Origin of the sequence: Paenibacillus tundrae, from assembly GCF_036884255.1 — a bacterium.
In the GTDB taxonomy this organism is placed as follows: Bacteria; Bacillota; Bacilli; order Paenibacillales; family Paenibacillaceae; genus Paenibacillus.
In genome coordinates, this window is sequence record NZ_CP145605.1 from 6,298,401 (window position 1) to 6,319,935 (window position 21,535).

Sequence of the window (21,535 nt, forward strand, 5' to 3'; positions counted from 1 at the left end):
AATAAATAACCTCCCGGCTGCAACGTCAGGGAGGTTTTCAATGGTTGAGTATCATTTTATGTAGGATAATCTTCTTCTCTCACTACAACATGTAGTTTAATAATGTACGAAAAAATCCAATACGTCCGTTATTCGGATTTGTTATTAATAAACTCACGTAAAATATCCATATACTCTTCCTTACGATCACTTACCAGATCAAAAAACGCCTTGTCCGCAGCCTCTACAACCTGAATCCCCTGATTGGCAAGAGCTGTGCCCTCTGGAGTTGTAGAAATGATATTTGCTCTTGTATCCGTCTTATGACGAGTACGTTGAATCAGCCCTCTCTTTTCAAGCGCACGAAGAACTTGAGATGTTACATTAACATCGACATTCGTAAATTGAGAAATTTGAACCTGAGTAACACCATTACCCTCTTCATCGCGTTCATTCAACCATAAGCATCCATGTAGAAGCACAAATTGTGGGTGTGTTAACCCAAGCGGCTCAAGAACCCGTCTCATTTCTTTACTCCACATGGTGGTAACCTGCCATAACAGGTGTCCTGGACTTTCATTTGCATTTTTAAACTGTGAACTCATCTCAATTCCTCCATCACCGATGCCTTAGAATTCTACTTCATTACATATACTAGAGAATATTACAGATTAATGGTCGCCACATGAACCCGCTTATGACGGCTATATCATGGGTTTGGACAACCATTATGTCTAGGCATTGCAGGTTAATTATTCTTATAACGATTTTGCCATCTGATCCGTTGCAACTTTGTATCTTTTTTCATGGCGGTTCAACGCGAAGGGATAAATTGCTTCACCCATTGTCCGAACCCTTGCGGATTGCGACTCTGGATCAAGACCGTTCCTTCTCCCCTAAAGCGACACACCAATCCTTCTCCGCTAGTCACACTGGACAGCCAGCCCTGTGAGGCTTTCTCAATGCGATAATTCATATAATGAGGCCATGCAACGAGATGTGCATTATCAACGATGACCTCTTCGCCTGCAGCCAGATGAATGGCATGGATTGCGCCATACGAAGACAGGAATACTGTTCCCCGACCACTGATCTCAATAATGAAGAAACCTTCTCCAGAAAAGAGACCTTTTTTGAGATTCTGCATTTTGCTGTTCACCTGAATACCTTCAGTACCCGCAAGAAATCCATCCTTCTGCACATAGAGAGAGTATGAACCGTCTAACTCGACTACTTGCACATCCCCCATGCTAGAAGGTGACAATAGAACCTCTCCTGATCCGCCTGTAGCCGTAAGCTCCTGAAAGAAGAACTTCTCCCCACTAATCATGCGTCCGAACCCTGCGAACATCCCACCTTCTGCCGAACCTCTCAGCTCAACTGTAGGTGTCATGGATACCATAGCCCCGCTCTCAGCCTTGAACCGTTCTCCGCGTTCTAGATTAACTTTGAGCATAGCAAAAGCACCTTGATGCAGAATCTCATAATTCATTGTTTCATCAGCTCCTTGTGGTCTTCAGAACCAAAATCATTCAATCCATTGTCCTCCAACATCAACGCTTTATCGCCATATTCCCTTACGATATGCTGATCGCCCCAATTGCAAAGTGCATTGAGTATCGGTTCCAAACTCCGGCCGTAATCGCTTAATTCGTACTCCACCTTCGGCGGAACCTGATTATAGACGATTCGATTCACAATGCCATCATCCTCAAGCTCTCTCAATTGCTGTGTCAGCATCTTTTGTGTAATAGCAGGCATTATGCGCTTAAGATCACTGGTACGTTTCTTCCCGTGGGTCAGATGGCATAAAATCACACATTTCCATTTACCACCGATGACCTCAAGGGTTGCTTCAACAGAAATGTTGTACTTCTTCCTCTCCATGGTATATCTCCTCCCTGACGAATTTCATGAACGGTATAGGTACCAAAAAGTACGTATGGTACTAAAAAGTACGTACTATTCATTTGATACGGAATATCTCATAATAGCATTTGCCAGTACGTAAATCCACATTCCAGGGAGTTGAGCTATATATGTTACAAAGTTCCAAACGAAGTACACTCGCGCTGCTGGCACTCGCAATCAGTGCATTTGCCATCGGCACCACTGAATTTATCAGCGTAGGTCTGTTGCCGCTTATTGCAGATGATCTCGGCATATCTGTAACCACAGCGGGATTAACCGTTACCTTATATGCACTTGGCGTGACGTTTGGAGCACCTATCCTAACCTCTCTAACGTCTACCATCTCACGCAAAACGTTGTTACTTGCAATCATGCTTGTTTTTATCGCAGGCAACACGCTTGCGGCCTTATCTAGCGGGGTTACGCTGCTGCTCATTGCTAGAATCATCACAGCCCTATCCCATGGTGTATTCATGTCGATCGGTTCAACGATTGCCGCAGATCTTGTACCTCCCAATCGTAGAGCCAGTGCGATCGCCATCATGTTCTCCGGGTTAACCATTGCGACCGTAACCGGTGTACCGCTAGGCACACTTATTGGTCAGCACTGGGGTTGGCGTGCAGCTTTTATTCTCATCGTGGTCATTGGGCTCATCGCGTTGGTTGGTAATCTGCTGCTCGTGCCCTCCACACTGGAACGCGGAACACGCACTGCCTTCCGGAACCAGCTGAAACTTGTAACCAACGGAAGATTGCTGCTTGCTTTTGTTATTACGGCCGTCGGATATGGAGGAACATTTGTTGTCTTCACCTATCTGTCTCCACTATTGCATGATATTAGCGGGTACGCGGAGCCAACGGTAGCACTCATTCTACTTGTGTACGGGATCGCCATTGCAATTGGTAATATTCTCGGAGGAAAAGCAGCCAACCGCAGTCCACTACAGGCACTTTTCTACATGTTTATGATCCAAACCGTAATTCTGGGTATACTATATTTCACAGTTCCCTTCAAAACGGCAGCATTGGTTACGATCCTAGGAATGGGTATGCTTGCTTTTATGAATGTCCCCGGATTACAGATGCATGTAGTGACACTCGCAGAGCGGTATGCACCGCAGGCAAAAGACGTAGCCTCAGCGTTTAACATCGCTGCCTTTAACGCTGGTATCGCAATAGGCGCCTATCTCGGTGGTGTAATTACGGATTCCATAGGCTTGATCCATACAACATGGGTCGGTGCCCTCATGGTACTCACTGCGGTAATCCTAACCACTTGGGCGAGAGTGCTTGACCGTAAAGAAATGCATGTACCGGCGCATAAGTAATTTCTCTCACTAAAGTCTACCAACTCTAGATACTCTTCAATCTAAGAGCTTATCATGAGTAGGGAACCGGTTTCAAAACAGTGTATAATTATATAATATACGTTGATTGCAATTTGATCTACTATGATTTGATTTTGTATCATGAACTAATAGCAATTCTACACGAAGTAACGAATTGTATACACATCAAGGAGGAATTTTCATGACAACAGCACAAAACTTACAATCGACAACAACATTGCATAACGGCGTTCACATGCCTTGGTTTGGACTCGGCGTATTCAAAGTAGAAGAAGGAGCCGAGTTAATCGCAGCGGTTAAACATGCGATTAAATATGGCTATCGCAGTATTGATACTGCTGCGGTATATGGCAATGAAGCCGGTGTAGGACAAGCCATTGCAGAAGCATTACAAGAGAACAATCTTAAGCGCGAAGACCTTTTCATCACCTCCAAAGTATGGAATGCTGACCTTGGATACGAAGAGACACTTGCCGCCTTCGATACAACGATGAACAAGCTGGGACTCGAGGTCTTGGATCTATATCTGGTTCACTGGCCAAAAGCGGGTAAATATAAAGCTGCATGGAAAGCCATCGAGGAACTCTACCAAGCAGGCCGGATTAGAGCGATCGGGGTAAGTAACTTCCAGATTCATCATCTGCAAGATCTCATGCAGGACGCTACGATCGTTCCTATGGTGAATCAAGTAGAATATCATCCTCGTCTGACACAGACGAAGCTGAAAGCCTTCTGTGAAGAACACAACATTCAACTTGAAGCATGGTCCCCGCTCATGCAAGGTCAGCTGTTGGACAACCCGGTTCTCACAGAGATTGCATCAGCAAAAGGAAAGTCGATTGCACAGATCATTTTGCGTTGGGATCTACAGAACGGTGTCGTTACTATTCCAAAATCCACTAAGGCGCATCGCATTGAAGAGAATGCTTCGATCTTTGATTTCGAGCTATCTTCTGAAGAGATGGAACGAATCAATGCGCTGAATGAAGATCAACGCGTAGGACCTGACCCGGATAACTTTAACTTCTAACTTCTATTCCGTTGAATTAAATATCGATCCAATAAGATCCACAAAGCCTCCACTCCCTTCGCCATGGCGGAAGGTATGGAGGCTTTTCGTGCGATAGCAGAACCGTTTAGTGTCATAGAATAGCTGATACGAGAGCAGCGCTCTTACGGCTATAATCTGACCCACGGATACATGCAGATAAGTATTCTAATCGCTTGGCTTTTCAATCGGGGATGAAGCACGGAAAGGTTGCCAATTATCTTCACCCGACAAAATAAGAGGTATCGTGTATTCAGCTGCTTCCTGCTCCGTTAGGAGGTCAGCCCATGGTACACGAACGCCTGCCTGTGCTTTTCCTGGCCCTGAACTGTTATACTCTGCGAATACCACGGTGCTCTCCGCATCCGTTTTGTTCCAGTTATGCCAGCCTTCCTGCTTCACATGGGCTCCAATCCAGCAGTTGAGAAAGCACACTTTTGCGTAATTACGCCAAGGCCGTCCAAGATACACCGATTCAGGAGGTGCGTTGCTCGTTAGATCACAGTCAATAAACACATAACCATACTTCACATCCTCAGGCGTGGAAGCCGCAGTAACATAGCCCTGCACTTCTCCCTGTACCTGATCTGCACCGGACACACGAATCTTAGAGAAGATCTCACAATCTTTGAATACCGCCGTCGCCGAGCCAAAAATAAAATCAACATCGCCCTCAACGTAACAGCCTTCATAGTATTGTCGTAGCTTACGCCTCTCAGCCCCATCGCGCGGCCCGCCAAAAAAGCTTCGATCTAACGGTTGCTCTGGGAGCGGCCCGGTGAAGATTGTATCCTGGTGCCCAATGAATCGGCAGTTCCGGAAGGCTGCCCGGTCTCCATCAACATATATCGCCAGAGCCTGACCAACAAGCTTACCTGGCCCCGCCGAGTTTACGAACGAGAGCCCTTCTGCGGTAAAGTCATCAGACCCAACAAACACGGTATAGGAATGAAATGTATGATACAGCTCGCCGTTCGGGAATGTCTTGAGGGCATGATCATCATACGTGATGATCGTCTGCTCGGCTCCTTCACCGATGAGGTGAACTTTAGACTTCTCAATATGCAGCTTCTCAACATACACCCCTGGTTTAATGTGAATCTCCAGCTTAGCTTCAGAATGATCAGGAATTGCATCAATCGCAGCCTGAATGGTCGAGTAATCCCCACTCCCGTCGGTTGCCACGGTATAATATATGGTGTTCTGGCTCGGATCTGTGGTTGGCAGCACACGTTTGGTCATGATAATCGCTCCATTTCCAGCGCGGCCAGTAGAAGTGGTGCTGTCCCCATGAAGGAATCACTTACTACCTGCTCAATTACGTAATAGCTGTACGACCCATCTCGATCAAGACTGAGTCCTGCCCCATGACATATGCTGTTCAGCTTCACCCCATCTGCCGTCTCTTCTACCAATCTAGATGTCAGACCTTGCCATCCTTTCTCAGCCGCTTGCTTGAACTGTGGCTCCAAATAACGCAAGCGAACACCCTTCGCAAGTGCGTACACAAACATACTGGAACCCGAAGCTTCCAAGTAGTTGCCTTTGCGGAATCCTTGATCTAACACCTGGAACCAGAGACCACTCTCCTGCTCCTGCACGCGTACCAAAGCGTTACACATCCGCTCGAAGATGCCGATAATGGTTCCCCGCTTCGGATGATGGATCGGGAAATGCTCTATACTATCCACGATGGCCATTGCATACCATCCCATCGCCCGACTCCAGAAGTGTGCGGAACACCCGGTCGTGGAGTCTGCCCACACCTGCTCCTTCGATTCATCCCATCCATGATAGAGCAGACCTGTTCGCGGATCACGTGTCTTACGTTCAACCAGCAAAATCTGATGAGCAACCTCATCCAATAATTCGGGACGATTGAACTTTTTCGCGTATTGTGCGAGAAAAGGGGAGGACATGTACAGTCCATCCAGCCACATCTGGAATGGATAGATTTTTTTGTGCCAGAAGCCACCTTCCGATGTTCTTGGCTGCCCCGCCAGTTGTGCCGCGAGTAGATGCGCCGCTTCCTCATAACGCTGATCTTCAGCATCTTCCATTAGCCGAAATAGATTCTTACCCTGATTAATCTGATCCAGGTTGTATTCTTCAAGCGAATACGTTGCGATCGAACCATCCTTTTGAATATATAGATCCATATGTCGCTTCATAAAATCGATATATTCACCTTTGCCATACTGTTCACCCGTTTGCGCCATCGCCATAAGAGTCATGCCTTGAACATAAGCCCAGCGTTCAGAAGGAAATGCATGATAACCGTCATTGTCACATTGCTCTACAATCGTCTCTGCTATTCGTTCAGACCAGGATAACTGTGTCTGTATTGGCATACACTCAACCTCCTAGGATGTGGTACGGTATTGTATATTGCAAACTCGATCCTCAAACGACCAAACGACCTGTTATTGTTATTGATGCTCAGGTCATCACGTCCGAGAAACTGCCGTTGAACTGCGGTGATTCAGCTGCGGTTGAATCACCACCGGATATTCCGTCTGCTCGCCGCGAATTAACGATACGATTAGCTCTGCCGCCTGTGCGGCCAGTTCTTCCAGCGGCGGACCAATCGTGGTGAGCGCGACTTCGGCGTACTGCATATCCGGCAGATCATCATAACCGATTAATGAGATATCCTTAGGCACGTTATAACCGGCTTCGAGAAGCGCACGCAGCGCCCCCCGAGTCACCAGGTTGTTCAGCCCGATAAACGCTGTTGGTGATTCCAATCCAAATGTATAATTTCGAATGGCAAAATATCCGTCCTCCCACGATGAGTGCGCAGGCAACACATAGTGAGGTTCAAATCCAAGACCTGTACGCTGCAACGCTTCCCGGTATCCCTCCAGCTTGATATTCTGGGAGTTTCCGATGAATCCGATTCGACTGTGTCCGAGGGATTGAAGGTGCTGCACCGCCTTGTAGATTCCTTCTTTGCGATCAATCTTAATGTAAGGCGAATTCGGAGCTTCGTCCGTACCGAGTACAAAACAAGGCATGTTCAGGGTAGCGAACTTTTTCCAGAAGGCTTCCCGATCTTCGAGTGCGTAATCCCAGAGGATACAGCCGTCCACACGTAATTGACTGAATATATCCACCCCATCATCCGCTACAACGAGGATCATCTGGTAGCCCCGTTTCTTGAGTTCCGCATGCAAATTGCCTGATATGTTGGAGAACAATGGATTGCTCAGTTCATCAAGAACAAAGCCAATGATGTTGCTTCTGCCAGTGGAGAGCTGCTGAGCCATAATGTTTTTTCGATACTGGTGCTTCTCTGCCACCGCGAGCACTTTCTGTCTCGTCGCAGGTTTGATTCGAGGATCACCGTTGAGCGCCTTGGATACTGTGCTATAGCTCACCCCTGCCAGTTTGGCAATGTCCTTAATGGTTATCAAAATCAATCAACACCTCTCATACCTTGGGAAACTTATTGCTGTGCAGCTTTGTACCGGTCATATTGCGCCTGTCTGCCGGCAATAACTTGCTCAATGTTCATTTTCTTTAATGTTTCAATATAACTATCGAACTGATCTAGACCTGTATCTCCACTAATAAATTTGAAGTTCATTTCTTCCACATACGTCGTAATATCCGGCATGGACATGCTCTCTACGCTAGCTTCATCTGGCAGAGCATACACAAACGGGAAGGGTTCACGGATATACGGTTCCATTTCCTTATCCAGCTTGGCGTGCCACTCTGCTACGACGGAATCTGCAGAATCGGTGGATTGAATATTCGGCAGATTGACCGGCCCAATACCGAGCTTCTGAATGTATTCGTTGTCTTTACCTTTATCCGTGAAGGTCTTTACGCCATTTTCTTCGGTGTATGTGTCATCCTTGATGCCCCATGTGTAGTACGTCTGTGCTTCCTCACTTACCGCATAATCTAGGAAACGGAAAGCTAGCTCTGGATTTTTGCTATCCCGGGTAATTCCGAAAATACCACTCACCGGTGTACGTCCAACATAGAATTGGTCACCATGCGGCCCTTTCAACGGCAGGATACCTTTGAAAATAGGCTCAGCTGGGTTGTAATCCTTGTACAGCGGACTGTAGACCATCGACATATACCAACTAAAATTAAACGTTGCACCCGTTAAATCCTGCGAGATCCGAGATGTTACCTGATCACTCGTTGTGCTGGCATAATCTACACCGAGCAGACCTTCCTTATAAAGCCCGTTCAGATAGGTCAGATATTCCTTATAGGCAGGCTCATAGTAACTGAAATGAACCTTGCCTTGATCATCAGCATAGAATTGGTTCGATAGATCCAAGCCAAATACCGGGCCAAATGCCATCGGAATAAATTTAGATTCCATCGACAATGGAATTTCATCCGCCTGCCCATTGCCATTTGGATCATCGGTCTTAAATTTGCGCAGCATCGCCGTGAACTCATCCAGTGTTGTTGGCTCGTTCAAGCCCAGCTTCTTCAGCCAGCGCTGATTGATCATAAATACGGGCATATAGTTTTTGGTCAGCGTTTGCTGCGGCACATAATATATTTTACCATCTGGCGTTGTTAAACTGGCTTTGACCGCAGGTGATTGTTCATATATTTTTTGGAGATTCACTCCATACTTATCGATCAACTCATTCAATGGAATAAACAATCCACTATTAATGTATTTCATAAGCTGATCCTGATCCGGCAAGTAGACGATATCTGGTAACCCAGTACCTGCTGCCAGCCGTGGATTGACTGCATCCGCATAGTTCTGGGGCGGAATCAGATCCCAATCGACCTCAACCCCTGCATTACTCTCAATTTTTTTCACAATGGCGGCGGTAGATAGATCTACGTTAGTCGTCCACGCATTCGTTCCAAGAATGGACAGCTTCGCATCAGGCTGATCGGTCACCGGTCCTGCTCCGGTGTAATTGAATGCTGGTTCTGAGCTTGTTGGGGCATTCCCTGCATCGGTTCCTGTTCCTGCACCGCCGCTACAACCTGCTAAACTGATCGCCAATATTGCTGCAATAACACTTTTTCTTCCTGCTCCTCTAATTCTCATCCGCTAATCCTCCTTGTTATGAACAACCTGGGTCATACGGTGATCAAGTAAGTAAGGCTATCCTTTCACGGCTCCGAGGGTAATCCCTTTGACGAAGTACCGTTGGATAAATGGGTAGATCGATACAATCGGTAGAATGCTGACCACAATAGATACATACCGGACTTGAAGTGTTGAGACTGCCAGCGCACCCGAAGTCATGGTGCCGCCCATCTTCTGCATCACCTCAGGTGAGGCCATGATCAATACTCGGCGTAAGAACATCTGTAAGGGCTGCATATCCTGCTTGCCGAGATATAGTAGCGCAGAGAAGAAATTGTTCCAGTGAAATACGGCGTAATACAGCGTTAGAACAGCTAATGTTGGTTTGATAATAGGCACCGCCAGGCGGTATAGCATCGTCATTTCGTTGGCACCATCGATACTTGCGCTCTCAAAAATTTCATTCGGAATGCCTTCGAATGCGGAGCGACAGATCATCACGTTAAATGTAATGACCAGCACAGGCAGCACCATGACCCAGCGTGTATTGTACAATCCGAGAGATGTAATCAACATGTAGACGGGAATGAGTCCACCCGAGAAATACATGGTGAAGGCGATGAAAAAGTTCAACTTTCTACGCAGGAAAAATTGCTGTCTGGATAACGGGAATGCCGCTAGACAGGTCGCTACAATATTGAGCAGCGTACCTACGACGGTGTACCACAGAGTATTGTAAAAAGAGACCCATAACTCGCTATATTGCAGCACCATTTTATAACCCGATAGCGTAAAACCTACTGGCCACAAGACCACTTGTTGTTTGTCGATGGCTTCCACCGAACTGAATGAAATACTAACAACGTACAGGAAAGGATATAAGGTAACCGCGACTGCCAAGATGGTCAGCAAATAGATAAATGCGTAGAATAACCGGTCACTTCTCGATTTTTGCATATCAGATCTCCTTTGGGGGGAATGGTCTTACCAGAGTGACATCTTGGTCAATCGCCGAGTCATTGAATTGGCTGCAAATACAAGTACAAACGTGATGATCGAGTTAAACAGACCCACGGCTGTTGCAAAACCGTAATTCTGCCCTTCAATCCCCATCCGGTATACGTAAGTGGATAATACATCGGCCGTCTCGTAGGTAGCTCCGTTATAGAGCAGATATACTTTCTCGAAGCCTACACTCATAATTCCACCTAGCGATAGAAGCAGCAGAATGACAATCGTTGGTTTGATGCTCGGAAGAGTCAAATGCCACAGCTCTTGGAATTTGTTGACTCCATCAATCTTGCCGGAATCGTACATCTCAGGATCTATGCCCATAATCGCAGCAATGTAGATAATGGAGCTGAAGCCGAAGCTCTGCCATATATCCGAGCTGGTGAAAATCGTACGGAACCACCCGGCGTCCATCATGAAGTTCACTTTTTCCATACCAAGCTTGGCGATCAGGGTATTGACGATTCCGTCTGTAGGGGACAGAAAATTGATAATCATCCCGGCAACAACGACGGTGGAGATAAAGTGCGGAAGATACGTTACGGTCTGGGCAAATCGCTTGAAGGTTCGATTCTTGATCTCAACAATGCAGACAGCGAACAGGATGGGGATGGAGAATCCGAACAGGAGTGGCAGGAAGGCGAGCAGAAACGTGTTGCGCAGCAGCCTCCAGAAATAGATGGAGTTCACAAACTGATCAAACCACCTTAAGCCAACCCACTCTCCACTGAACATTCCCTGACCGGGAATGAAATTCCGAAAGGCGAGCAAAATGCCCGGCATGGGGACGTACATGAAAATAACGTAATACAGAAAGATTGGAGAGAACATAAGCAGCAAATACTTATCCCGTTTGACTAGGCTGAACAACGTGGACATCCGTTTTTTCACCTTGAATCATTCCCCCTCAGATAAAATTACAACGTTTGAATTTTTGGATAGAATTAAATCTTTTTTCCATAATCACACCTACTCAGCAAATTCATTATAGTTAATAAACATGATTAAATTAGCATAAATTGCTATTTAGTCTGATGATGTGAAGCTGAGTTAGTAATCTTCGCCCATAATTACAACGTTGTAATTTTAACTTAAATGTATACGCTTACATAAACTTTTAATCATCTTAGCAAAGTCTAACATGTTTGGCAACAACAAAAATCAGTGTCCGGCTGTAACTTTCTTGAATACAGTCTCGCATACGCGAGACTGCCCATGATAATTTAGACCTGATTCCGATATTCCATCGGTGTCATAACATATACTCGCTGAAAAGCTCTATACAACTGGCTGACGCTGGAGAATCCCAGCTCATAACTGATTGTCGTTACTGAATCAGTCGTAAGGCGGAGCCTTCTGGACGCTTCTTCTACCCGCAAATTCAGCAAATATTGATAAGGTGTTGATCCCGTGAGAGCCTTGAAAGAACGCATAAAATGATACCGGCTCTGATGCGCAACCACCGCCATCGAATCAATATCCATTGGGCCTGTGTAGGCACTGTGAATGTAATCAAGCACTCGGCGGAGATGAGGATCAATGAATGTACCGGTATCTACCGTTTCTATTTCATTTTCCTGCCCCATCAACATACGTCTTAGATATGTCTCAATCGCTAGTTCTGTTTCCTGTACTCGCAGCAAGTCGGGCATGTCATCTAACAAAATGGAATGCCAGCTTCGAAACAGGCTACTGATCTCCGCCGGATCGAAAGTCTGGGCAGGCCGAAACTCAGTCCGTCCCCCACTTAACTCCGCGCCTTCGTAACTTCCTAAAGGCGGTTTACGGAACTTGATCACTATGACAGCCGAATCTGAACCTATTTCAAAATGATGCTCCATTTGAGGATGGGCAACAATCCCCATGCCTGCTTTCAATGGGTATGCATGCTGTTCCTGTACCAGATGACATTGGCCTCTGACTGGCAGCGTTAGCTGATACCAGTCGTCATGTACATGAGGCTCATTCGCGAATCCTCCAGTAGCTTTCCATAATTCCAACCCATTTAGCGTCATGTTTAATTCCATCGTTTCCTCACCTGCTGACATTATAGCAAATCGTGCTCACTTTCCAAGCACTTTTCACAAAGACATGATCTGCCCCCATCTTTTATCATAGAAAAAAATAATTCGAGGTGATCTCCCATGGCTCAGGCCACTTTAAGCAAAATGCAAATCAATTCCTCCGCCAATTGGGCACTCGCCGGAGTCAGTTTCGCCCATCTGCTGAATGATGCGGTGCAGACGGTTGTTCCATCTGCTTTCCCGCTGTTCCAGCAGACCATGCAGCTCAGTTTCGCCCAGATGGGCTGGATTGCCTTCACCCTGAATATTACCGCATCCGTTCTTCAGCCACTGGTCGGTTATATGTCAGATCGCAGGCCAATGCCCATCCTGCTCCCCGGAGGCATGTTATTCTCCCTGATCGGTGTTCTTGGCTTAGCCTTGTCTTCCGAGTTATGGATGCTGCTTGTTTCGGCAGCACTGATTGGCATCGGCTCATCCATCCTCCATCCCGAATCCTCACGCGTAGCCCATATGGCGGCAGGACGTGGACGCGGCATGGCGCAGTCGATCTTCCAAGTAGGAGGCAACACGGGGCAGGCACTTGCTCCATTACTGGTTGCCTTCATCCTGCTGCCACATGGGCAGCGTAGCTTTCTGTGGCTGATGGGTTTTGCCCTGATCGGCATTGTTATTCAGTCTTATGTCAGTCGCTGGTACAGAGACAAGCTTGCCGAGACTCGCATTCTCCAGCAACAGCCTCTAAAATCCAGCGGCGCAGAGTCGGTAGCTCGACCTATGAGCAGGGGATTCATCGCTTTTACAATGGGAATTCTTATCCTGCTGCTGTTCTCCAAATTCGTATATATCGCTGGCATGACCGGATACTACGCCTTCTATTATGCCGACGCGTATCACTTGCCTCTCTCCCAAGCGCAGATCTGTCTGTTCGTTCTGCAATTCGCAGGTATGGTCGGAACCCTGCTCGGTGGCCCACTCGCTGATCGCTATGGACGTAAACCGATGATCTGGTTCTCCATTGCGGGCACCGCACCATTCTCCCTGTTACTGCCTTATGCAGGACCCGTCTTGTCCATGGTGTTGTGCGGAATGATTGGACTAATTCTGATGTCCGGCTTCAGCGTCATCATTGTTTATGCACAGGAATTGCTTCCTCGTCATATTGGAACCGTATCTGGATTGTTTTTTGGCCTGTCGTTCGGCATGGCTGGACTTGGCTCGGTTGTGCTGGGCTCTCTAATTGATGTGACCAGCGTTGCGTTTGTTATCAAGTTATGTTCGTTTTTACCACTGCTTGGTGTGTGTGCTGTATTTCTGCGCAGGGATCGAACAAGAACAGCGTGATGACCGTTGAAACCTTCCCCTTTTTGTGACTACAATAAATGAAGCGAGGATACAGAAAGAAGGAATGAATATGATGATTGATGTGCAGCACGTGTCCTGGCGAAGAGGAGCGCTTACCTTGTTGAATGATGTCAGTTGGTCTGTACGCAAAGGTGAGCACTGGGCGCTTCTCGGTCTGAACGGTTCAGGGAAAACGACACTGCTTAACATGATTACCGGCTATCAATGGCCGTCTGAAGGTAAGATCTCTGTGCTTGGACATGCCTACGGGGATGTCGATTTACGGCAGCTTCGCAAGTCGATTGGATGGGTCAGCTCTTCCCTACAGGAGAAATTACATGGAAGCGACCGAACGCAGCATGTTGTCATAAGCGGGAAACATGCCACCATCGGGCTGTATGACCAATGTTCGGATGAGGATCTCGAACAGGCGAAAGAGCTGATGAATACGCTCGGCTGCCAACATCTATGGGATCGAGAGTATCGCACATGTTCTCAAGGGGAGAAGCAGAAGCTACTCATTGCGAGAGCGCTGATGGCCAACCCGCGTATCCTGATTCTGGACGAGCCTTGCAATGGCCTTGATCTATTCTCTAGAGAACGATTACTGGAGAGCATTCATAATCTGACCCTGCGTCCTGATGCTCCATCTCTCATTTATGTTACACATCATACAGAAGAGATTTTGCCTGCATTTAGCCATAGTCTGCTACTTCGTAGAGGTGAGGTTGTAAACCAGGGGTTAACCAGCGAGTTGATGAATGCCGACGTGCTCAGTCAATTCTTCGAAGCTCCAGTTGAGGTTGATCGACATGGGGATCGTGTGTATGTCAGGGCAGCAGAACAATAATTAGCTTATTTCATCAACATCTATTGCTATGTTGTACACACATTTCTGTGTATAGTGCTCTAATTCATCAGCCCAAACCTCTTATCCACATGTGGATAGATGTTTGGGCTGATGGTGCTAAGCTGAATTATCCACAGTGAGCTGTGATAATTTCAGCGTTTTATTTTCGAGCTGATAAGAATAAAAATAGCGGAATCCGCTGGCGCCGCAGATACGTCTCTTCATTCACAAAATGCTGACGCTGCGGTGCTGACTCCCGTAGATGCTCCACACGGAAACCCGCCTTCTGTAATGCTATGTAGTATGATTCAAGTGCACGGTGCATCTTCTTCACCGAACCACCTAACCACTGTTGCTCTCGAAACCCTTCGATGAAATATTGATCTACGATCCAGTTCGTGCGAGTACCTGAAGGCTGTAAGGTGGATGTGATTACCGGATGTTCGACCGAAAAACTGAACGTTCCTCCATCCTTTAAGGTGTGATATACCTTTTGAAATAGGCTATCTATATCTTCGATGTAGTGAATGGCTAATCTGGATATTGCCACGTCATAGGTCTGCGCCTCATCATTCCAGTCCTCAAGGAACACTTGCTTGATCTGAGCATTCAGACCTTTTACCGATTCGTGGGCTGCATCTACCATATTGACTGAGCCCTCAACCCCGGTGTAGCTAGCCGCCTGATGCTGTGCTCCAAGCAATTCTGCACCAAACTTGGCATCCCCGCAGCCTAGATCTAATACGCTTTTACCTGTGACATCTCCAATTAACTCCAGCATGATAGGCTTCTCCAGCGTATCGTTCGCATTCTCCTGCCACCGCCGTCGCTCCATATACTTCTCAAAGTTAGCCTCATTATCATAGAAATCCGATCCCCTGTTCACCAGCCTCATCGCCTCCTATATGTGCTTTTTGAACATCTTTCGCTTGCTGAGTATACCTGAAGTCTGTAAACCCGTCCACCTATAGCAAAAGGCCACTTTCCAAATGTTCAGAAAGTAGCCTGATAGCGTTAGAATGAATTTGATTATCCAAAACGTTGTGTCTTATACCACTTACTCTCACGCTTCCTGATCTTATCCATCGTTAACGAGTAAGATGCCTTGATGGAGATGAGGATAAATAACTGTGCATAGGTAAAATAGGATAGGCAGGCGTATATGAAATTGCGTATATTGCTCTGTCCAATATCAGAAGCCAGGGCGAGATTAATCTGCAGCACATAAATGTAGTACATTAATGCCCAAGCGATAACAAGATACACATACACGTCTCCTGAGAACTGAAACGGAGCGTTGAATTCTGGTTTGAATAGGCCAATAATCTGGAACACGAGGTTAACGATAAAAATAATATCCGATACAATAATCGCAATCATAAACCAAAAATAGCTGATAGCATAGTACAGCAACAACACCTTGCTACGCCAGTTAGTGCGGTTGAACAGGTTCAGGAAATTATCCAGTACCACCTGGTAGTTTCCTTTTGCCCAACGTTCACGTTGTTTCATGTATACACTGAGCTTCTCAGGCTCCTGTTGATATGCCTCGGCTTGGGGAGCCAGTGCAATCAATTGTCCTCGCGCGAGAATGTCAAAAGACAGTGCGGTGTCTTCGGTAATGGCGGTAACATCCCAACCACCGATCTCACGGATTAGTTCTGTTTTAATAATATAGTTCGTACCCGGAATTGTGCCTAGCTTGAACAGCTCCCAAAGGCCGGTGTGATAGACACGTTGTGCCGTAACAAGCTCCAAGTTAATACATTTGGACAGGAAGTTCTGCCCTCTGTTCCGAGCTTTGTTTCTTCCATATACGACGCCATACTTCTCTGGGTTTTCCAATGATTTCTGCGCCAGAAACATTAATGAATTGCGCTCTGGGGCTGCATCAGCATCGAAAATGCAAATCCACTCCCCTGTTGCGAGCTCCAATCCGTCATTTAATGCACCGGATTTTCCTCCAGTTCCTTTGCGCTCCATAACAGTCACATCACGATGGACATAACGGGTTTTGCTTAGGAAGGCATGCAGCTTCGCAGCGGTATCATCTGTACAGTTATCTGCAATAACAATAACCTGTACCTTCTCTTCGGGATAATTCATCTGCAATATGTGTTCCACGGTAGCCACAATAACCAAACCCTCATTATGAGCAGGTACCATAACCGTTATCGTTGGATAATGATCCATATCTGTAGGAATATGAACACCTATTTTCTCCTGTTTATGAATGAAACGAATGGCACCTGTCATGATGAGGATGGATTCAAATACAGCTATCCAGATACTAAAAATTGATAACAGTAAAAGAATATCAGCCACTTAATTTCCTCCGATCATATTTACGATAGACTTTCGAGCGGAATCGAAGCGTGGCAATCGTTAAGCCTATTGTACACACCATAAAAATACAGCTTATCGTGATACAAATGGGGATGAACCAGGTTACATAGTTCACGGAGCTTCTCTCCTTCTAGCTAGTTTAGATATATTCACCGATGAGATCTGTCTCTGTGTTCCGTTCAAGCGCAGCAATAACCGCATCAATATCTTCGTACTTACTGAAATTTTCTTTCTGAAAAATGAGTGCTCCTGAGCGAATAACCGTCTGTAGTTCATTTCCCTTCTTATCAATAAACGATAGCTCCATCATCGCTGTTTTGATCCGCTGGGTAAGCACGGGAAGATACTCTACGTTCACCATTGGACATAGAATGACAAAACGCCCACGATCCACAAAAAATTTGTAATCCTCGAATCGGATCTGCTTCTGGATCGTACTGGACAACGCCAACAGAAACTGCGCATATCTCACTGATCCGAGAGATTCCATAACCAAGGGTAGAAATTCAATTTTAAACATCGCCATACTGAATCCATACTGCTCTGAATATCGTTTGGCAAGGTTACTCTGCTTGATAACTGTATCCGCCAGTGCATCCTTGTTTCCAAGCGAGGTATCGAGATCAATCTCTGGATTACGATCCTGCATCTCCTGCAAGCGATCCATAATCCGTGCGCTCCGCACAAGACTGGCCTTGATGAATGCAGCCACAGCAACATTAGCGGGAATGAGTAACCACCATGAGAATGTAAGCACATTAACATCGGCATAGGTTACCAACCACACAAAATAAGAAACCAGATACACAAATACGACAACAACAGATACGCCAACAGGTAATATAAAACCGAGAACTAGTGCAGCTAATGACACAACACTAAAAATGACATCTAACGTGGTATAACTTTGATTCATATAAATTTTGAGATATACAACAAGCTGCTGAATTACAGCGAGTCCAATCAAGCTGGCATATCCCCATCCAATACGGCGAATAGGTGCTTTATTTCTCATCATTCTCTCCTTTCTGCATGTAAATTCTGTTATTTATATGTCCTACTGAATATTTCACCAATTTACGACAAAATAATGCAAAATATATGCTACCATATTCACCATCTCATAAGATGACAGAATGATTACTTTCGAAGGTATTTTTGTAATTCTGTCTCAGCAATTAATGGAAAAAGGTTATCAAATGCATGTGTATCCCCGTTAAATACGTACCCACCGGGATAATTGGGATCCTGGCTCTGGAATGTGATCATATGGTTATACAGTTGTTTAGCCCATTTTGGATCACCTGACTTGATCGCAAGTAGAATCGCAAGTCCATATACAGATGGAGATTCATAGGCAACGACGGGTGTACGGTCACTTCGTCTATATTGTCCAGCAAGCTGCTTCCGGGTCGCAAACTCTTCCTTTAGAAAAGAAATGAGCTTATCCGGCTTGTGACTGGTTGTTGTCAGATGATTAGCCACAATTAATTGATCAATCAGGTTTACCTTGTCATCATAGATATATGTTTTGGAGTTCACATTAAACGATTTAGGATAGAACAAACCATCATCCGGCATGCTTTTTAGCATGTACTCGTACTTCTCGTACGTCCCTGGCTCAATCAATTCATACCGCTCCATCGCATTCAACGCGGGTAGATCCACGTAAACCAAACTTAATGTATCTGATGAAATTCCATTGGAGAAATCATGAAAGTCTACATAGTAGCCTTCCATCTGCGCCGATAGATTCAATGTTTGGGTGAGTTCTGTAGCTGTCTTAAGTACGCCGGCCTTGTCCTGTTCCCACAGTTCAGCAGCCGAGAGCAACGCACCTATGATTCGCAGATCATCCCCTAGCGCATTGGTGGTGACCAAAGATTCCCCTTCAGCATCAAGCTTCCAGGCAATATATTTCTGCGGCATTAGAAAATAGGTCGTTAGCAGATCATAGCTTTGCTTGAATAATTCCTCATCGTTCTGGGCGACAGCATACTGCATCCATAAGCCCAAGGACTCGGACAACGCTTCCCGCCCTGCTACAACATCAGGCGACTCCGACGTAGCATCCTTCAGGTAAGAAGCCAGCGTACCGTTCGGATTGGTCATATGATGCTGGACAAATGCAGCTGTTGGAGAGGGTTCATCCTCTACCCATTTCCCCTTCATATAGATCATTGAACCTGCCGTCATACTAGCAACGACAATAAGCAGCCATAGCAGTCCTTTCCGGCTTATGTTCCTCATGTTGTCCTCCTGTATTCTTCCTCGAGAGTGATCGATCGAAGAGCTGATCATTCCTCCTGATCCATATACGGTCTACGCCCACCCTTCTTCACGAACCGCCAATCCACTTCAATGTTGTGACGCATCCGGCGTAACAAAGAGACGGCCGTCTCGATCTCTTCTTCCGTTAATCCAGCCAGTGTAACTTGATCAGAGTGAGCCCCTTCTCTACGAATAAACTCCCACGCCTCAAGACCGGCCTCTGTTGGATATAACTCTTTATTTTTCTTGTTATCCACTGCTGAGCGTTTAGTAATGAATCCGTCGGATTCTAGCTTGCTGATTGCACGAGCTGCCGTAGTCCGGTCAACCTTAATTAGTTCAGCGAGCTGGTTCGGGATAATTCCCGGGTTCTCACATATGCGATAAAGGTAGAGATACTGCCCCCGTGATAAGTTCAAATGTTGGAATTCGACATTACTAATGGAATCCAGACAACGTGCAATCATGCCAATTTCACGCAATACGTCCTTCAACGTACTCACATCCTCATCTATATTTATGTTGCATTCGCAACAAAAAAAGTGATATAACTAATTTTAAATAATACTACCATTATAATCGACCAAAGGAGACAAATAGATGAATACCACTGTTGTTGAGGTTAACAATCAAGAATTACTTGAAGCCTGTTTCGCCATTCGCATGGCTATTTTTGTGGAGGAGCAAGGGGTTCCAGCAGAAGATGAATTCGATGCTTATGACGCATTAGGTACAGAAGCTCGTCACATTCTTCTCTATGTAGATGGAGTGCCTGCCGCTTCTTCCAGATTGCGGATCGTTGATGACGTTGCCAAGCTAGAGCGAATCTGCGTCATGCTGGAATACCGTAAACATGGTCTAGGCCGTGTATTGATCGACAAGCTGGAGCAGATGGCGCTAGATCAAGGACTGACAAAAGCCAAACTACATGCACAGGTGCAAGCCTCCGGGTTCTATGAACGTCTTGGGTACGCACCGGCATCGGATGTATTTTTGGAAGATGGCATTCCGCATCTATTGATGGTCAAACCACTTAAATAAATAAAATAAAATCAAAGAACGCCTATGTCGCTCACAGGTTGAGCAGACCATAGGCGTTCTTCGTTATAGGCAAAAACCGGGCAACGTTCAGGATCCATCCAGTAGGATGAAATATCCAGAACATACCTAGCCAAGAGCAAGGCGACCCGATTGCGGATCAGGCGCGTTATTTTTCATCTGTTTACTACGCAATTGTCCGCAGGCTGCATCGATATCTGTACCATGCTCCATACGAACCGTAGCATTGATGTTGTTCTTTTTGAGTGTATCATAGAAACCCAGAATGGATTCTTCTGTACTCCGTTGATACTGGCTATGCTCATCCACCGGATTGTATGGGATCAGGTTAACACTGACCATACTCTTCCGACTGGACAACAGTTCAGCCAGCTCGGCAGCATGCTCGCGTTGGTCGTTCACATCACGTAGCAAGATGTACTCGAACATGATGCGTTTGTTCGTTGTTGCCAGGTAGTAATCAACAGCATCCATCAACTGCTCAATCGGGAACGCCCGGTTGATCTTCATGATGTGTGTACGCAGATCATTATTCGGTGCATGTAGGGAGATAGCCAGATTGACTTGAAGACTGCTGTCTGCAAACTCTTTGATCTTGTCTGGCAAACCACTGGTGGACACGGTGATCCGCTTCGCAGCAATGGCAAGTCCTTTGCGCTCCTTGATCACTTCGATGAAATCCGTCATGTTCTGGAAGTTATCGAATGGCTCACCAATCCCCATCACAACAACGTTGGTAACTCGCTCACCTTGACCTGCTGCATCTAGATGACGCTGTACATGCATAATCTGTTCTACAATTTCGCCACCAGACAGGTCACGGCTTTTCTTAATCAATCCGCTCGCACAGAAGCTACAGCCGATATTACAGCCCACCTGGGTGGTCACACATACAGTGAGACCGTACTTTTGACGCATGAGTACCGTTTCAATCAGGTTCCCATCCTGCAAACGAAGCAAAAATTTCACTGTACCGTCTGCCGACTCTTGCTTCACATGTTCACTCAGGGAGTTCATCGTGAAGTGTTCGGAGATCACGTCCAGACATTCCTGGCGCACATCGGTCATGTCTGTAAACTGATGTACACGTTCTTGATATAACCATTCCCAGATGCGGGAGGCACGGGATTTCTTCTGTCCGTGTTCCGGCAACCAGGAACGTAATTGCTCTAATGTTAATCCATAAATGGATGATTGGTTCATTACGCAGTCCTCTTTTCGAAAAAAAGCATATGGCTCATCGGTTTCTAATCCAAAAAAACCTCTACTCCGTATTGTCCCAAAATTGTCGTTGGAACACAAGGGCTTTTGCAATTC

General features: G+C 46.1%; 21 protein-coding genes. 5 read left to right on the top strand and 16 right to left on the bottom strand.

Annotated elements, in window-relative coordinates:
• Positions 1-128: 128 nt before the first annotated feature.
• From V6W81_RS28125 to V6W81_RS28135, 3 genes are all read right to left on the bottom strand, one after another.
• Positions 129-584 (bottom strand): MarR family winged helix-turn-helix transcriptional regulator, encoded by a 456-nt coding sequence (locus V6W81_RS28125; protein ID WP_145044830.1) that lies wholly within the window; start codon positions 582-584, stop codon positions 129-131.
• A 209-nt stretch (positions 585-793) separates the two neighbouring features.
• Positions 794-1,471, bottom strand: a complete 678-nt coding sequence (locus tag V6W81_RS28130) for a TIGR00266 family protein (RefSeq protein ID WP_056703335.1) — start codon at positions 1,469-1,471, stop codon at positions 794-796.
• Entirely contained in the window at positions 1,468-1,866 is a 399-nt protein-coding gene (locus V6W81_RS28135; protein WP_056703330.1) for a winged helix-turn-helix transcriptional regulator, read from the bottom strand. The genes V6W81_RS28130 and V6W81_RS28135 overlap by 4 nt, the downstream gene beginning before the upstream one ends.
• 152 nt (positions 1,867-2,018) lie before the next feature.
• Between V6W81_RS28135 and V6W81_RS28140 the strand changes: the two genes are divergently transcribed.
• On the top strand, positions 2,019-3,218 hold the full coding sequence (locus tag V6W81_RS28140) for an MFS transporter (RefSeq protein ID WP_338541066.1): 1,200 nt from the start codon (positions 2,019-2,021) through the stop codon (positions 3,216-3,218).
• Positions 3,219-3,420: 202 nt separating this feature from the next.
• Entirely contained in the window at positions 3,421-4,269 is an 849-nt protein-coding gene (locus V6W81_RS28145; RefSeq protein WP_145044838.1) for an aldo/keto reductase, read from the top strand.
• 186 nt (positions 4,270-4,455) lie between these two features.
• Here V6W81_RS28145 and V6W81_RS28150 read toward each other — a convergent pair whose 3' ends face one another.
• From V6W81_RS28150 to V6W81_RS28180, 7 genes are all read right to left on the bottom strand, one after another.
• Positions 4,456-5,529, bottom strand: coding sequence for a pectinesterase family protein (locus tag V6W81_RS28150; RefSeq protein WP_338541067.1), 1,074 nt, complete (start codon positions 5,527-5,529; stop codon positions 4,456-4,458).
• Complete coding sequence (locus V6W81_RS28155) at positions 5,526-6,638, bottom strand: glycoside hydrolase family 88/105 protein (RefSeq protein WP_338541068.1); 1,113 nt, start codon at positions 6,636-6,638, stop codon at positions 5,526-5,528. The genes V6W81_RS28150 and V6W81_RS28155 overlap by 4 nt, the downstream gene beginning before the upstream one ends.
• Positions 6,639-6,734: 96 nt before the next feature.
• The gene (locus tag V6W81_RS28160; RefSeq protein WP_338541069.1) at positions 6,735-7,703 is read right to left on the bottom strand and encodes a LacI family DNA-binding transcriptional regulator; all 969 of its coding nucleotides are present in this window, start codon (positions 7,701-7,703) and stop codon (positions 6,735-6,737) included.
• Positions 7,704-7,735: 32 nt separating this feature from the next.
• A complete protein-coding gene (locus V6W81_RS28165) occupies positions 7,736-9,331 on the bottom strand; it encodes an extracellular solute-binding protein (RefSeq protein ID WP_338541070.1) in 1,596 nt (531 codons plus the stop codon).
• Positions 9,332-9,388: 57 nt separating this feature from the next.
• On the bottom strand, positions 9,389-10,270 hold the full coding sequence (locus V6W81_RS28170) for a carbohydrate ABC transporter permease (protein ID WP_056703312.1): 882 nt from the start codon (positions 10,268-10,270) through the stop codon (positions 9,389-9,391).
• Between the two features lie 27 nt (positions 10,271-10,297).
• Complete coding sequence (locus V6W81_RS28175) at positions 10,298-11,215, bottom strand: ABC transporter permease (protein WP_251383214.1); 918 nt, start codon at positions 11,213-11,215, stop codon at positions 10,298-10,300.
• Positions 11,216-11,547: 332 nt separating this feature from the next.
• Entirely contained in the window at positions 11,548-12,351 is an 804-nt protein-coding gene (locus tag V6W81_RS28180; RefSeq protein WP_338541071.1) for a helix-turn-helix domain-containing protein, read from the bottom strand.
• Positions 12,352-12,468: 117 nt separating this feature from the next.
• Between V6W81_RS28180 and V6W81_RS28185 the strand changes: the two genes are divergently transcribed.
• Both V6W81_RS28185 and V6W81_RS28190 read left to right on the top strand, forming a co-directional pair.
• A complete protein-coding gene (locus tag V6W81_RS28185; RefSeq protein WP_338541072.1) occupies positions 12,469-13,692 on the top strand; it encodes an MFS transporter in 1,224 nt (407 codons plus the stop codon).
• A gap of 64 nt (positions 13,693-13,756) precedes the next feature.
• Positions 13,757-14,542: an ABC transporter ATP-binding protein gene (locus V6W81_RS28190; RefSeq protein ID WP_338541073.1), complete on the top strand. Its 786-nt coding sequence runs from the start codon at positions 13,757-13,759 to the stop codon at positions 14,540-14,542.
• Between the two features lie 160 nt (positions 14,543-14,702).
• Here the strand turns inward: V6W81_RS28190 and V6W81_RS28195 are convergent, their stop codons facing one another.
• From V6W81_RS28195 to V6W81_RS28215, 5 genes are all read right to left on the bottom strand, one after another.
• Positions 14,703-15,431 carry a class I SAM-dependent DNA methyltransferase gene (locus tag V6W81_RS28195; RefSeq protein WP_338544077.1) on the bottom strand — a complete coding sequence of 243 codons (729 nt, stop codon included), beginning with the start codon at positions 15,429-15,431 and terminating at the stop codon, positions 14,703-14,705.
• Positions 15,432-15,571: 140 nt separating this feature from the next.
• Positions 15,572-16,867: a glycosyltransferase family 2 protein gene (locus V6W81_RS28200; RefSeq protein ID WP_338541074.1), complete on the bottom strand. Its 1,296-nt coding sequence runs from the start codon at positions 16,865-16,867 to the stop codon at positions 15,572-15,574.
• Between the two features lie 160 nt (positions 16,868-17,027).
• On the bottom strand, positions 17,028-17,903 hold the full coding sequence (locus V6W81_RS28205) for a diguanylate cyclase domain-containing protein (protein WP_338544078.1): 876 nt from the start codon (positions 17,901-17,903) through the stop codon (positions 17,028-17,030).
• A 125-nt stretch (positions 17,904-18,028) separates the two neighbouring features.
• Positions 18,029-19,138, bottom strand: coding sequence for a glycosyl hydrolase (locus V6W81_RS28210; protein ID WP_338541075.1), 1,110 nt, complete (start codon positions 19,136-19,138; stop codon positions 18,029-18,031).
• A gap of 47 nt (positions 19,139-19,185) precedes the next feature.
• Positions 19,186-19,653, bottom strand: coding sequence for a MarR family winged helix-turn-helix transcriptional regulator (locus V6W81_RS28215; protein ID WP_145044856.1), 468 nt, complete (start codon positions 19,651-19,653; stop codon positions 19,186-19,188).
• A gap of 106 nt (positions 19,654-19,759) precedes the next feature.
• Between V6W81_RS28215 and V6W81_RS28220 the strand changes: the two genes are divergently transcribed.
• Positions 19,760-20,200 carry a GNAT family N-acetyltransferase gene (locus V6W81_RS28220; protein WP_310137437.1) on the top strand — a complete coding sequence of 147 codons (441 nt, stop codon included), beginning with the start codon at positions 19,760-19,762 and terminating at the stop codon, positions 20,198-20,200.
• Between the two features lie 126 nt (positions 20,201-20,326).
• Here V6W81_RS28220 and rlmN read toward each other — a convergent pair whose 3' ends face one another.
• Positions 20,327-21,421 carry a 23S rRNA (adenine(2503)-C(2))-methyltransferase RlmN gene (rlmN, locus tag V6W81_RS28225; RefSeq protein ID WP_338541076.1) on the bottom strand — a complete coding sequence of 365 codons (1,095 nt, stop codon included), beginning with the start codon at positions 21,419-21,421 and terminating at the stop codon, positions 20,327-20,329.
• Positions 21,422-21,535 lie beyond the last annotated feature (114 nt).